At 66.0% G+C, this 14,894-nt stretch carries 20 protein-coding genes; 9 read left to right on the forward strand and 11 right to left on the reverse strand.

What is annotated here, in order from left to right:
* Positions 1 to 302 precede the first annotated feature (302 nt).
* The 4 genes from IEX89_RS13075 to IEX89_RS13090 are packed head-to-tail and all read left to right on the forward strand — an operon-like array spanning position 303 to position 1,407.
* Positions 303 to 491: a hypothetical protein gene (locus IEX89_RS13075; protein ID WP_188913670.1), complete on the forward strand. Its 189-nt coding sequence runs from the start codon at positions 303 to 305 to the stop codon at positions 489 to 491.
* Complete coding sequence (locus tag IEX89_RS13080) at positions 488 to 679, forward strand: hypothetical protein (RefSeq protein WP_188913672.1); 192 nt, start codon at positions 488 to 490, stop codon at positions 677 to 679. Before IEX89_RS13075 ends, IEX89_RS13080 begins: the two co-directional genes overlap by 4 nt.
* 45 nt (positions 680 to 724) lie before the next feature.
* On the forward strand, positions 725 to 1,156 hold the full coding sequence (locus IEX89_RS13085) for a cytochrome-c oxidase (protein WP_188913673.1): 432 nt from the start codon (positions 725 to 727) through the stop codon (positions 1,154 to 1,156).
* Between the two features lie 23 nt (positions 1,157 to 1,179).
* Positions 1,180 to 1,407: a hypothetical protein gene (locus IEX89_RS13090; RefSeq protein ID WP_188913675.1), complete on the forward strand. Its 228-nt coding sequence runs from the start codon at positions 1,180 to 1,182 to the stop codon at positions 1,405 to 1,407.
* Positions 1,408 to 1,443: 36 nt separating this feature from the next.
* On the opposite strand, the gene IEX89_RS13095 is transcribed toward IEX89_RS13090, so the two are convergent.
* The 6 genes from IEX89_RS13095 to IEX89_RS13120 form a co-directional block, all read right to left on the reverse strand.
* Entirely contained in the window at positions 1,444 to 1,827 is a 384-nt protein-coding gene (locus IEX89_RS13095) for a hypothetical protein (protein WP_244645366.1), read from the reverse strand.
* Between the two features lie 5 nt (positions 1,828 to 1,832).
* Complete coding sequence (hemB, locus tag IEX89_RS13100) at positions 1,833 to 2,900, reverse strand: porphobilinogen synthase (protein ID WP_188913677.1); 1,068 nt, start codon at positions 2,898 to 2,900, stop codon at positions 1,833 to 1,835.
* Positions 2,901 to 3,016: 116 nt separating this feature from the next.
* A complete protein-coding gene (locus IEX89_RS13105) occupies positions 3,017 to 3,919 on the reverse strand; it encodes an EamA family transporter (protein ID WP_188913679.1) in 903 nt (300 codons plus the stop codon).
* Entirely contained in the window at positions 3,909 to 4,976 is a 1,068-nt protein-coding gene (locus IEX89_RS13110; RefSeq protein ID WP_188913681.1) for a D-alanine--D-alanine ligase family protein, read from the reverse strand. Before IEX89_RS13110 ends, IEX89_RS13105 begins: the two co-directional genes overlap by 11 nt.
* A 3-nt stretch (positions 4,977 to 4,979) precedes the next feature.
* Complete coding sequence (locus IEX89_RS13115; RefSeq protein ID WP_188913683.1) at positions 4,980 to 6,224, reverse strand: ATP-grasp domain-containing protein; 1,245 nt, start codon at positions 6,222 to 6,224, stop codon at positions 4,980 to 4,982.
* Between the two features lie 191 nt (positions 6,225 to 6,415).
* Entirely contained in the window at positions 6,416 to 7,261 is an 846-nt protein-coding gene (locus tag IEX89_RS13120) for an EamA family transporter (protein ID WP_188913685.1), read from the reverse strand.
* Positions 7,262 to 7,468: 207 nt separating this feature from the next.
* Between IEX89_RS13120 and IEX89_RS13125 the strand changes: the two genes are divergently transcribed.
* The 3 genes from IEX89_RS13125 to ldtR all read left to right on the forward strand — a co-directional run bounded on the left by IEX89_RS13125 (position 7,469) and on the right by ldtR (position 9,707).
* Positions 7,469 to 8,518 (forward strand): enoyl-CoA hydratase/isomerase family protein, encoded by a 1,050-nt coding sequence (locus IEX89_RS13125; RefSeq protein WP_188913687.1) that lies wholly within the window; start codon positions 7,469 to 7,471, stop codon positions 8,516 to 8,518.
* Positions 8,518 to 8,991, forward strand: a complete 474-nt coding sequence (locus tag IEX89_RS13130; RefSeq protein WP_244645367.1) for a DUF6163 family protein — start codon at positions 8,518 to 8,520, stop codon at positions 8,989 to 8,991. The genes IEX89_RS13125 and IEX89_RS13130 overlap by 1 nt, the downstream gene beginning before the upstream one ends.
* A 200-nt stretch (positions 8,992 to 9,191) precedes the next feature.
* A complete protein-coding gene (gene ldtR / locus IEX89_RS13135) occupies positions 9,192 to 9,707 on the forward strand; it encodes a transcriptional regulator LdtR (protein WP_188913816.1) in 516 nt (171 codons plus the stop codon).
* Positions 9,708 to 9,809: 102 nt separating this feature from the next.
* Here the strand turns inward: ldtR and IEX89_RS13140 are convergent, their stop codons facing one another.
* Both IEX89_RS13140 and IEX89_RS13145 read right to left on the reverse strand, forming a co-directional pair.
* A complete protein-coding gene (locus IEX89_RS13140; RefSeq protein WP_188913690.1) occupies positions 9,810 to 10,544 on the reverse strand; it encodes a GntR family transcriptional regulator in 735 nt (244 codons plus the stop codon).
* Between the two features lie 100 nt (positions 10,545 to 10,644).
* Positions 10,645 to 10,977 (reverse strand): hypothetical protein, encoded by a 333-nt coding sequence (locus tag IEX89_RS13145; protein ID WP_188913691.1) that lies wholly within the window; start codon positions 10,975 to 10,977, stop codon positions 10,645 to 10,647.
* 150 nt (positions 10,978 to 11,127) lie between these two features.
* Between IEX89_RS13145 and IEX89_RS13150 the strand changes: the two genes are divergently transcribed.
* Positions 11,128 to 11,262: a ribbon-helix-helix protein, CopG family gene (locus tag IEX89_RS13150; RefSeq protein ID WP_188913692.1), complete on the forward strand. Its 135-nt coding sequence runs from the start codon at positions 11,128 to 11,130 to the stop codon at positions 11,260 to 11,262.
* A gap of 4 nt (positions 11,263 to 11,266) precedes the next feature.
* Here IEX89_RS13150 and IEX89_RS13155 read toward each other — a convergent pair whose 3' ends face one another.
* The 3 genes from IEX89_RS13155 to IEX89_RS13165 all read right to left on the reverse strand — a co-directional run bounded on the left by IEX89_RS13155 (position 11,267) and on the right by IEX89_RS13165 (position 14,355).
* Positions 11,267 to 11,749, reverse strand: coding sequence for a tripartite tricarboxylate transporter TctB family protein (locus IEX89_RS13155; protein WP_188913693.1), 483 nt, complete (start codon positions 11,747 to 11,749; stop codon positions 11,267 to 11,269).
* The gene (locus IEX89_RS13160) at positions 11,739 to 13,274 is read right to left on the reverse strand and encodes a tripartite tricarboxylate transporter permease (protein ID WP_188913694.1); all 1,536 of its coding nucleotides are present in this window, start codon (positions 13,272 to 13,274) and stop codon (positions 11,739 to 11,741) included. Before IEX89_RS13160 ends, IEX89_RS13155 begins: the two co-directional genes overlap by 11 nt.
* Positions 13,275 to 13,401: 127 nt before the next feature.
* Positions 13,402 to 14,355, reverse strand: coding sequence for a tripartite tricarboxylate transporter substrate binding protein (locus tag IEX89_RS13165; RefSeq protein WP_188913695.1), 954 nt, complete (start codon positions 14,353 to 14,355; stop codon positions 13,402 to 13,404).
* Between the two features lie 242 nt (positions 14,356 to 14,597).
* Between IEX89_RS13165 and IEX89_RS13170 the strand changes: the two genes are divergently transcribed.
* Entirely contained in the window at positions 14,598 to 14,885 is a 288-nt protein-coding gene (locus IEX89_RS13170) for a UxaA family hydrolase (protein ID WP_188913696.1), read from the forward strand.
* Positions 14,886 to 14,894: the final 9 nt, after the last annotated feature.

Raw genomic sequence — 14,894 nt, forward strand, 5'->3', positions numbered from 1 at the left:
CGAGCCGCTGTGGCGTCGTCCGGTTTCGGCGCTTGCCTGGCGCGGACGACGCTCAATCTACACGATCGATGCGCGGAACGGAAAGTACCGCGCATCGCCCGCGCACAGGCCTACGCGCGCGCGATTGCGCCCGCGTGTCGTCGGGGCGCCGGCTCTGTTTCGTCGCGCGGAGCCGGACGAAACATTTCGCGCAGGCGGCGGAGCGCGCGCAACAGTCCCGCTTCCATCGGCCGATCCCGCGCAATTCGCACGAAATGCCGCACCCCTAGACCTGTCCGGGCCACACGAGAGGAGGCCCGCCGATGCGCCTGTCGCTGATCCGTTTCGACCGACCCTGCCGCCGTAGGCGCGCGGAGCCGGATTACGAGGCGATCCGCGCCCGGCGGATCCGCGCGCTCGCGGCTCTCCTCGAGGAGATCAAGTCCCCGGTCGCGTCTCCCGGCGTCGTCGGCGCCGGGGCGGCCGGCACCCGATCAGGAACGACCCCATGATCATCGCCCGTCACCCCATCGCCGGCGAGGGCGCCCCGCGCCTGCGCCGCCGCAGCCTCCTCGCCCGCATCCTCCGCCGCCTCGCGCTGCGCCTGCGCCGCCGTCGCCGCGGCGGGCGCCTCGACGCGCGCGCCCTCGCCGAGCGCGGCATCGCCGCCTTCGACCTGCGCATCGCCAACAAGCTCTGACCAGGCAACCACCGAGAACAACGACCGAGAACCAGGACCAGAACGATGACCACGCTCTCCAACCGCTTCTTCCGCGCCGCCTTCGTCTTCTTCGGCATCGGCATCGCGCTCGGCATCGGCATGTCGCTGACGCACGATTTCACCTTCCGCCCGGTCCACGTCCACGTGAACCTGATCGGGTGGGTGGGCTTCTTCCTCTACGGCGCCTTCTACCGCCTCTTCCCGGAAGAGGGCGGGACGCGCCTCGCCCAGGCGCATTTCTGGAGCGCCCTCGTCGGGCTGCCGCCCATGGTCTCCGGGCTCGGCTTCCTCGTCTCGGGCATGCCCGCGATCGGCGTGCCGCTGCTTCTCGCCGGCGAGGCCGTGACGGTGCTCTCCGTGGTGCTCTTCCTCGTCGTCGGCTTCAAGGCGACGCGGACCGCCCCCGCCCTCGCCGAGCGCGCGCCCCGCGTCGAGCCCCGCTCGTCGGCGCTCTGAGAGCGGCCGCCAGGAGAAACGCCATGACGACCATGACCACCGCCCCGCTGCCCAGCGCCCGCATTCCCGGCGTCCAGACCCTCGTCGCCGCCAGCGAGGCGCTGCGACGCACCGCGAGCACCGAAACGCGCCCCGCCCGACCGGCGCTCGAGACCTGCGGCGGCTGCGGCACCACCCGCCAGATCGCCTGCCCGGGCCGCGTCCCGTGCGCCGGCTGCGCGCCTGAGGTGGCTGTCGCGACCGCGGCCTGAGCCTCTACCGACGACGCGAGACCGATCCCGGCGCGCTCACCCCGCGCCGGGATCGGCCGCTTGCGCGTCCGGGGTCTCCAGCCAGAAGCGGCGCATCAGGTAGAGGGAGGCGCCCGTGACGGGGCCCTCGTCCGTCTCCAGCGCCACCAGCTCCGTGCGCCCGCCGCGGATCGGGTCGTGCGCGAAGCGGCACAGCGCCCAGCGCTGGCGCGAGCGCCCGCCGATCTCGACGGTGTAGTCCACGCGCACGAGGTCGTCCTCCGGCGCGACGGCGCGCAGGACGGCGATCTCCGCCCCGTCGGGATTGAGGACGGGCAGCGTCAGCCGGCACAGGCGCGCGGCGTCGCGATCCGCCTGCCCGCAGGCGGCGAGCGTCGCGAGTACCGCCGCCGCGGCGGCGATCGTCGAGAAGCGCCCCACGAGCCTCAGCGCCGCGACAGGATCTCGGCGACCCGCGGCGCGAAATAGGTCAGCACCCCGTCGCAGCCCGCGCGCTTGAACGCCATCAGGCTCTCGAGCATGGCGCGCTCCCCGTCGAGCCAGCCGTTGCGCGCGGCGGCGCAGATCATCGCGTACTCGCCCGACACCTGGTAGGCGAAGGTCGGCACGCCGAAGGCGTCCTTCACCTTGGCGCAGATGTCGAGATAGGGCATGCCGGGCTTGACCATGACCATGTCCGCGCCCTCCTCGAGATCGAGGGCGACCTCGCGCAGGGCCTCGCGGGCATTGGCCGGGTCCATCTGGTAGGTGCGCTTGTCGCCGACGAGCGTCTTCGAGGTGCCCACCGCGTCGCGGAAGGGCCCGTAGAAGGCGGAGGCGTATTTCGCGGCATAGGCCATGATCTGCACCTCGGCGAAGCCCGCGGCGTCGAGCGCCTCTCGGATCGCGCCGACGCGCCCGTCCATCATGTCGGAGGGCGCGATCACGTCCGATCCGGCCTGCGCCTGCAGCACCGCCTGGCGCGCCAGCGTCTCGACCGTCTCGTCGTTGAGGATCATCTCGCCGGCCATGAGCCCGTCGTGCCCGTGCGAGGTGTAGGGGTCGAGCGCCACGTCCGTGACGAGGCCGATGCCGGGCACCGCCTTCTTGATGGCCGCGGAGGCGCGGCACACCAGGTTTTCCGGGTTGAGCGCCTCCGAGCCGACATCGTCGCGAAGGCCCGGATCGGTGTTGGGGAACAGCGCCAGCGCCGGGATGCCCAGGGCCGCCGCACGCTCGGCGTCCGCCACCGCCTCGTCCACCGACAGGCGCTGCACGTCCGGCATCGACTGCACGCCCTCGCGCACCCCCGTCCCGTCGGTGAGGAAGATCGGCCAGATCAGGTCGTCGACGGTCAGCGTATTCTCGCGCACGAGCCGGCGCGACCAATCGGCCTTGCGGTTGCGCCGGGGGCGCTGGCGCAGGTCGAGCCGGCCCGCCAGGTCCTGCGCGGCGGCGGCCCCGGCCTCCTCGGCGCGGGAAGAGGGACGCTGGAAGGGGGTGAGGCTCGACATGTCAGGCGTCTCCACGCCGGCGGGGGATGAGGGGGACGCCGACGCTATCGTTTGGAACACGTCTAGCATGCGAGCGCCCGAACGCCATGCGCAAGGTCCCGGATACGGGGCGAGACTCATCTCAACGCGGCGAGCGCAACCAAACCGCCGACGCTTAGACCCCCACCAATATATGCCCCAGATGAGATGGCCTCGTGACGCACGAGCGTCAGGAGCGGAAGGACCAGCAGAGGCGAAAGAGAGGTCGATGCGGCAGCAACAGCGGGAGACGCGAGCGCGACGGATGTCGTAGCGAATAATAATCCAGCCGCGGACGAGAGAAATGCGCTCAATAAAAATGGGCGGCCAATCCCTTTTTCGCTGACGATCGGCCTGAACGACAGCACTTCTCGTCCACGGACCGCCCCGATGACGATACCAAGAACCAAAGCTGCTATACCGGCCCTCAGCGCGCTCGCCACCAATGGATCAGTAGCCGTCGTCAACGCGCCCGCCAGTAGATGCAAACCGACTGCATGACACACAGATGCAATCGTCCCAAAGGCAAGTCCCGCTCGGAAACCGTTTGCAGGCTGCTCGGTCGACTGGTGCGTCCTGCACGCCACACAGACCATCAGACCAACGCAACTGCAGGCAACTGCGGCAGCTTCTAGCGGCATTATCGACTGCGCAGAAAGCACCTTCTCGCCTACAAAAGTCCAAGGAATATTCAATGAGAAAAGGACGAGCGTCAGATGCGGGCCGAGGCGACGAAGCGCTGCATATAAACAGACCTCCCCGACCACGATACCGACGATTGACGAAGCAGCGATCAAGAGGAACATCTCTCGACCCATCGTGCGTACTTCGCCGAACGATATAGCGATCGGAGCGAGAATCAAAGCTCCGAAAGACACTCTGAATAGGCTGAAACGAAGGGTTCCAAGGCGCATGACGACCTTGGTGGAAAAAAGCGATGCAAGAGCCCAGCAGAACGATGCAATCAGCCCAGCACCTGCGCCGACAAACTCAAGATCCATCATTACTCACCCGGTAAGGAGCTTGTGCCTGAACATCCTTTTGGTTACAGATACAGATTTTTATCAGATCGGATATAGACATACCTACTTGCTGCAACATCTGCGGGAATATATTCCCCCTCGTTAGACCTGGAAGTATGTTGTTCTCTAAGAAAAATATTTGGCCTTCATCGTCAATGATAAAATCCATTCTACAGAAATTATCAACTCTAGATGATCGTGCTACTTTTTCAGCTATATTTCTAAGCCGAAGAGCGAAGCAATCTTCCAGTTCAAAATCTACTGCGAATCCGTTGGTCCTTTTCTTTTCTTCAGATCCCAAGAAGCCGTGCTCTGTCCTGATCCAAGCGGGAGGGAGAGCTGTTGGCTCGCCATTCTGCACGATCACACCACAAGCGACTTCCTTTCCATGAATCATCTGTTGCCCCAAACAAAATCTGTCGAAATAGGACGTTGTGCGAACATGCTCTGCAATCAAACGATGATCGGAAGCAAGGAAGCGGCGAGTACAAAACGATCCCCCGAGCGAATTCGGCTTTACGACGATCTCGCCTGAACCAAAGCGCTCGTTGATCGCTTGGACGACTCCCTCAGGCGACGACGTCGGAAGACGCAGGTAAGGTATCTTCTTCAAATCCTTGCAAACGGCAGCAGCAAGTTCCGACATCAACGCCTTGTCCTGCGACATAGCAGCCCCTGCAATTGAGCCGAAACTCGACGGCACCTCCAATAAGGCACCTACGCCTTGGATCGTGCCATCCTCTCCATCACGACCCTGCAGGAGTGAGAATACGAAACAATCGAGACTTGTTAATATTTCTCCAATTTTTTGGATATTCGTTCTTTCTCCATCTCTTAATATATCCTCGTGCGAAAAATTCCCATCGACATCATAGATTACAAGCTCCCCGTCAAGGCTTATATATAGCACCTTGCGAATAGAAAAATCATGCGTTCTGTTGTTTTTCACGGTGTGCATGGTGTTCTCAAGCATAGCTACCGACCAGTCGTGCTCGACTGACCGACCACCGTATATGAGCGCAACATCGGTCGACATGCGTTATCTTTCCCATTCCAGATCTATCACGGAAGCAGCTGCATAAGCTCGCCGTTCCGCCTCTGCTGCTTCAGTTGAGATGGCGATTGCGCATGCGACGCGATCATGGTTCGACCCGCGTGGAGACCATGTCGTGTTCACGCCGCCGCGATGGCCCGCGTAAACGCAACCTTCGCTTTTCAGAGCGCGGTCCAAACTGATCCGTCGGAGGACAGCCTGCTCGTTCACAGTTCGGAAGTGTACGGCGCTGAAGTCATGCTTCGTCGGCTCAAGGCAGTCTCCTAAGGGCAGTCGACAGATCTTTCTTACGTACGCCTCCTCGAGGCGAACTCCGCTGGCGTGCTCAACGATCGAAGGCACATGCCCGCCGCCCAATCTTGGATTGATTTCTATCAGCCCGGCTTGGCCATCTTCCAACCTGAATTGAACATGCGCAGCCCCCCACGTCAGACCCGTTGCGAGAAGAGCTTGCTCGGCGTAGCCCCTCAGCATTGATTCGTCTTCACCGCGTAGTGGAGCAGGGAAAAGATGCCCGATTTCGACAAAAGAATCGATCTTCATCTGCACCTGAGTTACTCCAATAGCAACTCCATCAAAACACTCGACAGAATATTCTCTTCCCGGAATTATACTTTCCAGCAACACTGTGGGTCTTTGAGTACCTAAGTGTTTCAGCAGCTCAAAGAGATTGCCTACATGATTTTTACACTCCTCTATTGAGGCACAACTCGCGACTCCCGTCGCTCCATTTAGACTGTCAGGCTTTACAATGAGCGGGAAACTCAGCAAATGTTTTATTGGATCGATGTCCTCGGGTGAATTCAACACGTAGTTTCCAGGCGAAATTTCTGGCAGCAGTCTTCGTGTTTCGGCTTTTGATCGGCAGGCAGCCAGCGCGACGCCATCTGGGGCGGGTAATCCGCGATTCTTAGCCTCGATCTGCGCTACTTCTAAGCCGAAGTCACTTGTGGTACCGATTCCTTTTATATGAAAATAGCCAGTCAACTGATTCACAATGTCCGAAACGTGCGCATAATTCTTCGTATCGCACTCGATACATTTTGTACACGTGCCCTGATATTCATACGGAGCAAGGTTGGATGCAATCAAAATCGGTTCAAGTCCGAGGCGACGAGAAGCTGTGACAACACGCTCTCCGGATCCCATCAGTGTTCCTTCGATGAAGACGACTGCGGCAGCGTACCCATTTTTCTGTTTCATAATTTCATCTTCTCTTGATAATTTCATCTTCGCAGAGCTTGCGATTACTTTTTTCGGCTGCTTAGTAACCCGCCGCGAAGATTACCTAGCGTCACTTTAAGGTGCACTTGTCGATCAATGCAGCTCATGCGGGCAGGAGATCATGTGGGCATTTCGATTGCAACCCTTCCTCGAAGAAATTGTTTTCGATCCGCACCGGGCGGCCGCCTCTTCCCCGCTCACGCCATGCGGATCAAGAGGATGCCGGCGAGCGCGGCGCCGGCGCCGGAGAGCTTCGCCCGGTCGAGCCGCTCGCGCAGGCGCAGGCGGGCGAGCGCGAGCGCGAAGAGGATGCTCGTCTCGCGCAGAGCGGCGACGAGGGCGATCGGCGCATTCGCGAGCGCCCACAGCGCGATCCAGTAGCAGGTGAACGCGATCGAGCCGGCGACGAGCCCGACCCGCCAATGCGGGATCGTCGCGGAGAACGCCGCGCGCCCGCGCGTCACGCCGGCGAAGAGGATCATGCCGAGCCCGTCGAGCACGAACATCCAGGCCGCGAAGGAGGCGACCTCCCCCGCGAGCCGCACGCCGATCCCGTCGACGATCGTGTAGGCGGCCGCGCTCGCCGCGGCGCCCAGCGTGATCGCGAGGGTGGCTGTCCGCAGCCCGACGAGGGCGCCGGCTTTCGGCCCCGAGAGAACGACGACGCCCGCGCCGATCACCCCGATCCCGACGAGCCCGAGCGGCGCCACGCTCTCGCCGAGGAGACCCACGGACGCGCCCGTGACCAGCGCGAGGGTGAGCCCGCGCATGATCGGGTAGACCCGCGCGAGCTCGCCCGTGTCGTAGGCGCGCGCGAGGAACACCTTGTAGGTCGTGTGCGGGATCGCGGTGAGCACGAGCCAGGGCCACGCCTCCGCCGCAGGCAGCGGCACGAAGGGGAGGATCACGAGGGCGATCGCGGTCTGGACGCCCGCGATCATCAGCATCATCGTGAAGCGATCGACGTTCGCCTTCACGAGCGCGTTCCACGCCGCATGCAGGAAGGCCGCGAAGAGGATCGCGGCGAGGACGAGCGGGTCCATGCGGGATCAAGCCTTCGTTTTGTCGAGCTGGATCGGTGTGCGCCAGAGCACGTTGGCCTCCCGGGACGTCGATGTGCGCGAGCGTTAGCGTGCATCGGCGTCGCGGTGCAACACGAAGCATCCCTCCACCCACCGGCCCGTGCCGCCCCCGGCGTTGACGCCCCCTCCCCCGCCCGCCTAAACCCGTCCTCGACAGGAGCGCCTGCCATGACCGACAGCCAAGACGCCCGTTGCCGCATCGAAGGCGCCGCCGGCCTGATCACGCTCGACCGGCCCAAGGCGCTCAACGCGCTCACGCTCGACGCCGTGCGCGCCATGCGCGCCGCCCTCGACGCGTGGGAGCACGATCCCGCGGTGACGCGAATCGTCATCGAGGGCGCGGGCGAGAAGGCGTTCTGCGCGGGCGGGGACATCCGCCGCCTCGTCGAGGCCGGCAAGGCCGGGCGGCGGGAGGAGGCGCAGACCTTCTGGCGCGAGGAATACGAGCTGAACGCGCTCATCGCGCGCTATCCGAAGCCCTATGTCGCGCTGATCGAGGGCATCGTCATGGGCGGGGGCGTGGGCGTCGCGCTGCACGGCTCGCACCGGGTCGTGGGCGAGCGGGCGCTCTTCGCCATGCCGGAGGTCGGCATCGGCTTCTTCCCGGACGTGGGCGCGAGCCACGCGCTGCCGCGCCTGCCCGGCAAGACCGGGCTCTACCTCGCGCTCACCGGCGCGCGGCTGGGGCCGGCGGACCAGCTCGCCATGGGCCTCGCCACGCACGCGGTGGGCGCGAGCGCCATGCCCGAGATCCGCGAAGGCCTGATCGCGGGGGAGGACGTCGACGCGCTGCTGTCGCGCCATCGCCACGATCCCGGCCCCGCGCCCATCGAGACGATCGCGGCGACGATCGACGCCTGCTTCGGCGAGAGCTCGGTGGAAGAGATCGTCGCGGCGCTCACGCGCATGGCGGGCGAGGGCGACGCCCCGGCAGAGACGATCCTCGCGCAGATCCGCGGCAAGTCGCCCACCTCCCAGAAGATCGCCTTCGAGCAGATGCACCGCGGGGCTGGCCTCTCCTTCGAGGAGGCGATGCGCATGGAATACCGCATCGTCTCGCGCATCCTCGACGGCGAGGACTTCTATGAAGGCGTGCGCGCTGTGCTCATCGACAAGGACCACGCACCGCGCTGGAAGCCCGATCGGCTGGAGGACGTCACGCCCGCGATGATCGAGGCCTATTTCGCGCCGCTCGGCGAGCACGAGCTCGCCGTCTGATGTGGCCCTTCCGGCGCCGGGGCGCGCCCGCCGAGGACAGGAGCCCCGAGCCCTCGCCGGCGGACGCGGCGCTGCGGCTCTCGGAGCCCTCGTCGAAGGCGGGGCTGCGCTGGCAGACGGTGCTGACCTGGTTCATGCGCCTGATGGCGCTCCTGTGGATCGCCAAGGGCCTGTCCTTCTGGGCGGTGATCGTCGGTGCCGGCGACGTGGCGCCGCCCTTCCAGGACCGCTCGCTCGGCTTCCAGGCCACCGTCGTCTATTTCGCGGTGATCGACCCCATCGCCGCCGTCGGCCTGTGGCTCACGGCCACCTGGGGTGGGGTCCTGTGGCTGCTCGCCGTGATGAGCCACCTCATCCTGGCCCTCTTCTTTCCGGGCGTCGTCCCCGTCAGCCTCACCCTCGCGGTGGCCTATTGTGCGCTGATGGTTACCTATCTCCTGATCTCGTACCTCGCATCCGGTGAAGACGGGTAAGGGTTAATGAGATGTCGCCTAGATCTCACAAGGCCTCGCGCCTTTTCAGATGAATATCGGCGTATCTTTCTGGGATTGGCCTGAAAGCGGAAACTTGTCGTTCATCCTGTCGTTTAAACTCGTTTTTATCGGAGCAACCTAGTTTCGCCTCATGAACGAGCCGGGAAGCCGGCCAGTACAGAAAAACAGTGAGGCGCATGATGAACACTCTGGCGAAGTCCATCGTCGAGCCCGTGTCCCAGGAGGACGCCGAGGCCCCCGTGAAGCCCGCCTACCTGGAGGCGCTCCACCTCGTCGAGCGCCTGCACCGGCGCCTCCTCGACGTGATCAAGGACGAGTTCGAGCGTCGCGGTCGCGACGACGTCAACTCGGTCCAGGCCCTGCTCCTCTACAATATCGGCGACAAGGAGCTGACCGCGAGCGAGCTGCGCACCCGCGGCTACTATCTGGGCTCGAACGTCTCCTACAACGTCAAGAAGCTCGTCGAGATGGGCTATCTCCACCACGCCCGCTCGCGCGTCGACCGCCGCGCGGTGCGCATCTCGCTCACCGAGAGCGGCAAGGAGGTGCACGACATCGTGCACGCGCTCTACGAGAAGCACTCGCGCACCATCGCGCCCATCGGCGGCATCTCGGACGAGGACTTCGTGCGCCTCAACACGGCGCTGACGCGGCTCGAGCGCTTCTGGACCGACCAGATCCGCTACCGTCTCTGACGAATTCGGACAGGAACACCGACGACGACACCGGGGGCCGGGGGGCCCGACGGGCGACACGCGGGCGGCGCGGCCGGGAGGCTTCGCCGCCCGCTTCCGCGTTCAGCGCAGGTCGGACGCGTAGTGCACCCTGTCCGTCCGGCACAGCGACAGGCGCCATTCCACCGGCGCGCCGTCGATGGCTGTGGCGACGCGGTCGACCTGGAGGAGCGGGGCGCCCTCCGCGACGCCGAGCGCCGCCGCGATCCCGGCGGGGGCGCCCATCGCCTTCAGCCGCTCCACGGCGCGGGCGACGGGGACGCCGTAGGAGGTCGCGTACATCTCGTAGAGATTGTTGGGCAGCTCGCGCTTCTCGAGATCGGCGAAGCGCGCCTTCTCGACGACGATGCGCTCGTGCACGCAGACCTCGCCGTCGAGCGCCCGCACGCGCTCGAGGCGGGTCACGCGCGCACCGCGCGCGAGGGAGAGCCGCGACGCCTCGGCGGCGTCGGCGCGGCCCGAGCCCACCGAGAGGAAGCGGCTCGTGGGGAAGCGCGCCGGTCCGTCGTCGGGCACGAGCTTGAAGAACTGGAACAGGATGCGCGCGTCGTCGTGGCGCGCGACGTAGGTGCCCCTGCCCTGCCGGCGCACCACGAGCCGCTCCGCCGCCATGGCGTCGAGCGCCTTGCGCACGGTGCCCTGCGAAACGCCGAGATCGGCCGCGAGCTCCGGCTCGCTCGGGATCGCCGCGCCCGCCTGCCAGACGCCGTCGGAGATGCGCTTGACGAGCACGTCCCGCACCTGCCGATAGAGCGGGCGATATCCCAGCGCATCCTGCGCCGCCCCGCGCTCGATCATGACCACACCCGTCCTCTGCTCTTCGATCAGCTATCTTATAGAAGAGTGAGGAGAGGACAAGCGGTTGCGTGTATTCCATGCCACCGCCCGATCCGGCACGCTAGCGGCACGCTTCCTCGAGCAGCGTCGCGACGAGCCGATCGCGATCCTCGGCGTCCTCGGCGAACAGCTCCGGGTCGAGCTGATCCTTCAGGGCCGCGACCTTGAGCGCGAGGTCGTCGCGCGTCTCGCCGGGAAGCCTGATCAGCGTTCGTGCGAGCGCGTCGCAGGCTCTGAGGAGCGCGACCTGAGCCTCGTCGAGCGCCGCGTACTCCCGGCGCAGGCGCATGTCGTCCGCGGCCGCCAGTGAGGCTTTCTCCGCAGGGGTGACGATCGCCCAGAGCGCGCGGTGGCAATCGCGTGCGTCCGAGAGGATCGCGGAGAGCCGCCTCACGCGCGTGTTCGTGCTATCAACGGCTCGCGGCATGCGATCGGCTCCGCGTCGACGGGTCTATAGTTTGGGTACACCGAAATTATGTCCGATGCAATAGGGGTGCACCAAAAAAGAAAGCGCGGGCGACCTGCGACGGGGCGCGACCCGCTCGTGAGCCTGCGCCTGCCGGAAGACGTCCTTCGCGCCGTGGAGGAGATCGCAGCCGAGCAGCACGTCTCGCGCTCGGAAATCTTGCGCGCCGCTGTCACTGAATGGGTCGCCGCGCGCCGATCGAGCGAGCGCTGAACGCTCAGAACAGCACCCCCCGCGGCACCGGCACGAGCAGCACCTCCACGAAGAGGAGGTAGAAGCCGCCCACCATCGCGAGCGCGGCGGCGACGTAGGCGGCGGTGCGCTTGGGCGTCCAGCGATCGTACTCGGCGATGGCCAGCACGGCGAGGAACCCCACGATCGAGGTCGTGAAGAAGCCCAGCCGCGGCATCAGCCCGGCCCACGCCACGAGGGCGAGGCACAGGAGGAGGCGGCGCGGCGTCGAGCCCGTCTCCACCGCCGCGGGCGGGCTCGCGCGGCCGAGCGCGCGCAGGGCGAGGATCGCGAGCGCGCTCGCGATCATCACGCCCGCGATCACCCGCGGGAAGACCGCGCCGAGCGGGCTCATCGCCATGGAGCCTGCGAGCATCCAGATCCCCAGCGCCACGAAGAGGACGCACAGGACGATCGTGCCGAGATCGCCTCTCGAGCGCGCGCCCGGCGTGGTCGGCTCAGTCCGCATCGATCGGCTCCTTCTTCGCGCCGTCGGCGCGGCGCGCACGGCGCGCCTTCAGGGTATCCATCAGGACCGGGTAGAACAGGGTCAGCGCCGCGAGCGCCGCGATGGCGAGGCTGATCGGGCGGCCGAAGAACATGCCGAGCACGTTGCCCTGCGCGTTGCCGATGAGCCAGGCCTGGACGAAGCCCTGCTCCGCGATCGGCCCCAGGATCACGCCGAGCACGATGGGCGAGGGCTGGAAGCCGTAGCGCGCCAGGATCCAGCCGATTAAGCCGAGCCCGAGCATCGTGTAGACGTCCGTGATCGAGTTGTGGATCGCGAACGAGCCGATGATGGTGAGGAAGGCGACGGTGGGAACCAGCACCGCCTTGGGGATCGAGACGATGGCCTGGTAGGCGTAGCGCCCGACGAAGAGGCCCGTCGGCAGCATCAGGATCGTGGCGATCAGAAGCCCGAAGATGAAGGTGAAGACGATGTCGCCCTGCCCCGTGAACAGGCCGGGCCCGGTGCGGATGCCCTGCACCAGCAGCGCGCCGAGGATGACGGCGTCCGGGGGCGTGCCGGGGATGCCGAGCACGAGGGTGGGGATGAAGCCGCCGCCGACGGTGGCGTTGTTGGCGCTCTCGGTGGCGAGGATGCCGCCGGGCTCGCCCTTGCCGAAGCGCTCGGGATGACGCGAGGAGCGCCGCGCCTCCGAATACGAGACGAGGGAGGCGATGGAGCCGCCCGCACCCGGCAGGATGCCCACCACCGTGCCGATGACCGAGGAACGCACGAGGTTGAACCAGTTCGCGACGCACAGCCGCAGCGCCTCCGCCAGCCGGTAGCCGCCCGCCTGGACGGAGACCTTCAGGTGCGGATCGGGCCGTGCCACGAGGTCGATGACGACGGGGATGCAGTAGAGCCCGATCAAGGCCGCGATGACGTCGAAGCCGCCCACCAGCATCGGCTGGTCGAGCGTGTAGCGCACGTCCCCGCCCACCACCGCGACGCCCACCGTCGCCAGGAAGAGGCCGAAGGAGGCGCCCAGGATGCCCTTGAGCGTATCCCCCTGCGAGAGCGCCGAGATCAGCGTCAGGCCGAAGATCGCGAGCCAGAAATATTCCGGCGGCCCGAAGGCGAGCGCCACCTTCGAGAGAGGCGGCGACAGGAAGAGCAGCGCCAGCGCCCCCACGATCCCGCCCACGACCGAGGCGAGCGTCGCCAGCGTCACGGCGAGATTGCCGTCCCCGCGCTTGGCCATGGGAAAGCCGTCGAAGGTCGTGGCGATCGCGGACGGGGTGCCGGGCGTGTTCACCAGGATCGCCGCGAAGGCGCCCCCGTAGATCGCACCCGTATAGATGGCGCCGAGCGCGATCAGGCCCGAGGCCGGCGGCATGGCGAAGGTGAAGGGCACGAGCACCGCCACCGCCATCGTCGCGGAGAGCCCCGGCAGCGCGCCGATCAGCGTGCCGAGCAGCACGCCGCCGAAGGCGAGGAGCAGGTTGAAGGGCGTGAGCGCCTGGGCGAGGTATTGAAGGAGGTCCATGAGCGCGCGATCCGGTGCGCCGGGGCGGCTCGTCGCGCGCCGTCGGCGGGATGCGGGACCCGGCACGCCCGCGCGATCTCGCGCGACGTGCCGGGTATCGGGACGGCTCGGCTGGCGTACGCCGACGTCAGTTCGACGCCTTCGCCGCCTCCTCGATCTCGGCGCGCCGCTCGGACATGAAGCTCTCCATGTCGGAATAGGGCACGTCGATGACGACGAAGGCGCCGTCGTCCATGGCCTTGCGCATGGCGGGCTGGTTGTTCATCGCCTGGAACGCGTCGGAGACCGCCTGGCGCGTCTCCTCGGGCGTGTCCTTGGGGACCGCGACGCCGCGATAGGCGCCACCCGTCATGTCGTAGCCGAGTTCCTGGAAGGTCGGCACGTCGGGGAAGAGCGGCAGGCGCTCCTCGGAGGCGACGGCGAGCATGCGCACCTGGTCGCCCTGCGCGGCGGCCACCGTGGAATAGCCCCACGACGCGGTGACCTGGTCGCCGAGCAGCGCCGTCACCGACGGGCCGGTGCCGGAGAAGGGCACGTAGGTCGTCGTCACGCCGGCGAGCGCGTCGAAGCGCGACTTGGCGAGACTATTGGCGGAGTTCGAGCCCGAACCGGAGAAGGTGACGAGGCCGGGATTGGCCTCGGCGAAGGTCACGAGGTCCTCGAGCGTCTGGAACTGGCTGTCCGCCTTCACGATGATCGCGTCGGGCGTGTAGTGGAACCAGTAGACCGGGGTGAGGTCCGCCGTCTCGTAGCCGGGCGAGCTCATCATCGGCTGCAGGATCACGTGGGGCAGGTTGATGCCCATGATCGTGTGGCCGTCGGCCGGCATCGAATTGAGCTGCGACCATGCCTGCGCGCCGCCGGCGCCGGCCTGGTACTTCACGATGAGCTGATGGTCGTATTCATCGGCGAAGACCGGCTGCTGCAGGCGCGCGGCGATGTCCGACTCGCCGCCGGGCGAGAACGGGATGATGTAGTCCACGTCCTTGTCGGGGAAGGCGAGCGCCGGCGTTGCAGCGATGGCGGCGCCGAGCGTCGCCGCCACGAGGGGCGCGGCGAGGAAGGGTGTCTTGCGGATCATTGCAGCGTATCCTCTCCGGTGGGGATGAGATTGTCCCGATCCGCCCTCTGGCGGGGCGGTTGACCGAGAGGAGAGCGCGGCAGGCTCCCCGAGTCAAACGTTTTTCTATCTGTTGTCTTATGCAAGACTGGATGCGAAATCGCGCCCCGCCAAGGCTTCGCGCACGGCGCGGCGTGTCTTGACCCTCCATCTTATGTCTTATACAAGACCTGCACCGCCACCTGACCCGAGAAGAGGAAGCCATGGGGATCCCGCATCTCCTCGTGCACGACAAGAAGGACACCGTCGGTGTCGTCGTCGTGGAGGACCTGAAGGCCGGCACCGAGATGCTGTGCGTCGTGACGGAGGACAATTCCTCCTTCCACCTCAATGCCAAGATGGACGTCCCCATCGGCCACAAGATCGCGCTCAAGGACATCGCCGAGGGCGACACGATCTGGAAGTACGGCCAGGACATCGGCAAGGCCGTGAAGCCGATCGGCGTCGGCGAGCACGTCCACGTCCACAACGTCAAGACCAAGCGCTGGTGAGGACGATCC

The organism is Salinarimonas ramus, from assembly GCF_014645695.1.
GTDB classification, from domain to species: domain Bacteria; phylum Pseudomonadota; class Alphaproteobacteria; order Rhizobiales; family Beijerinckiaceae; genus Salinarimonas; species Salinarimonas ramus.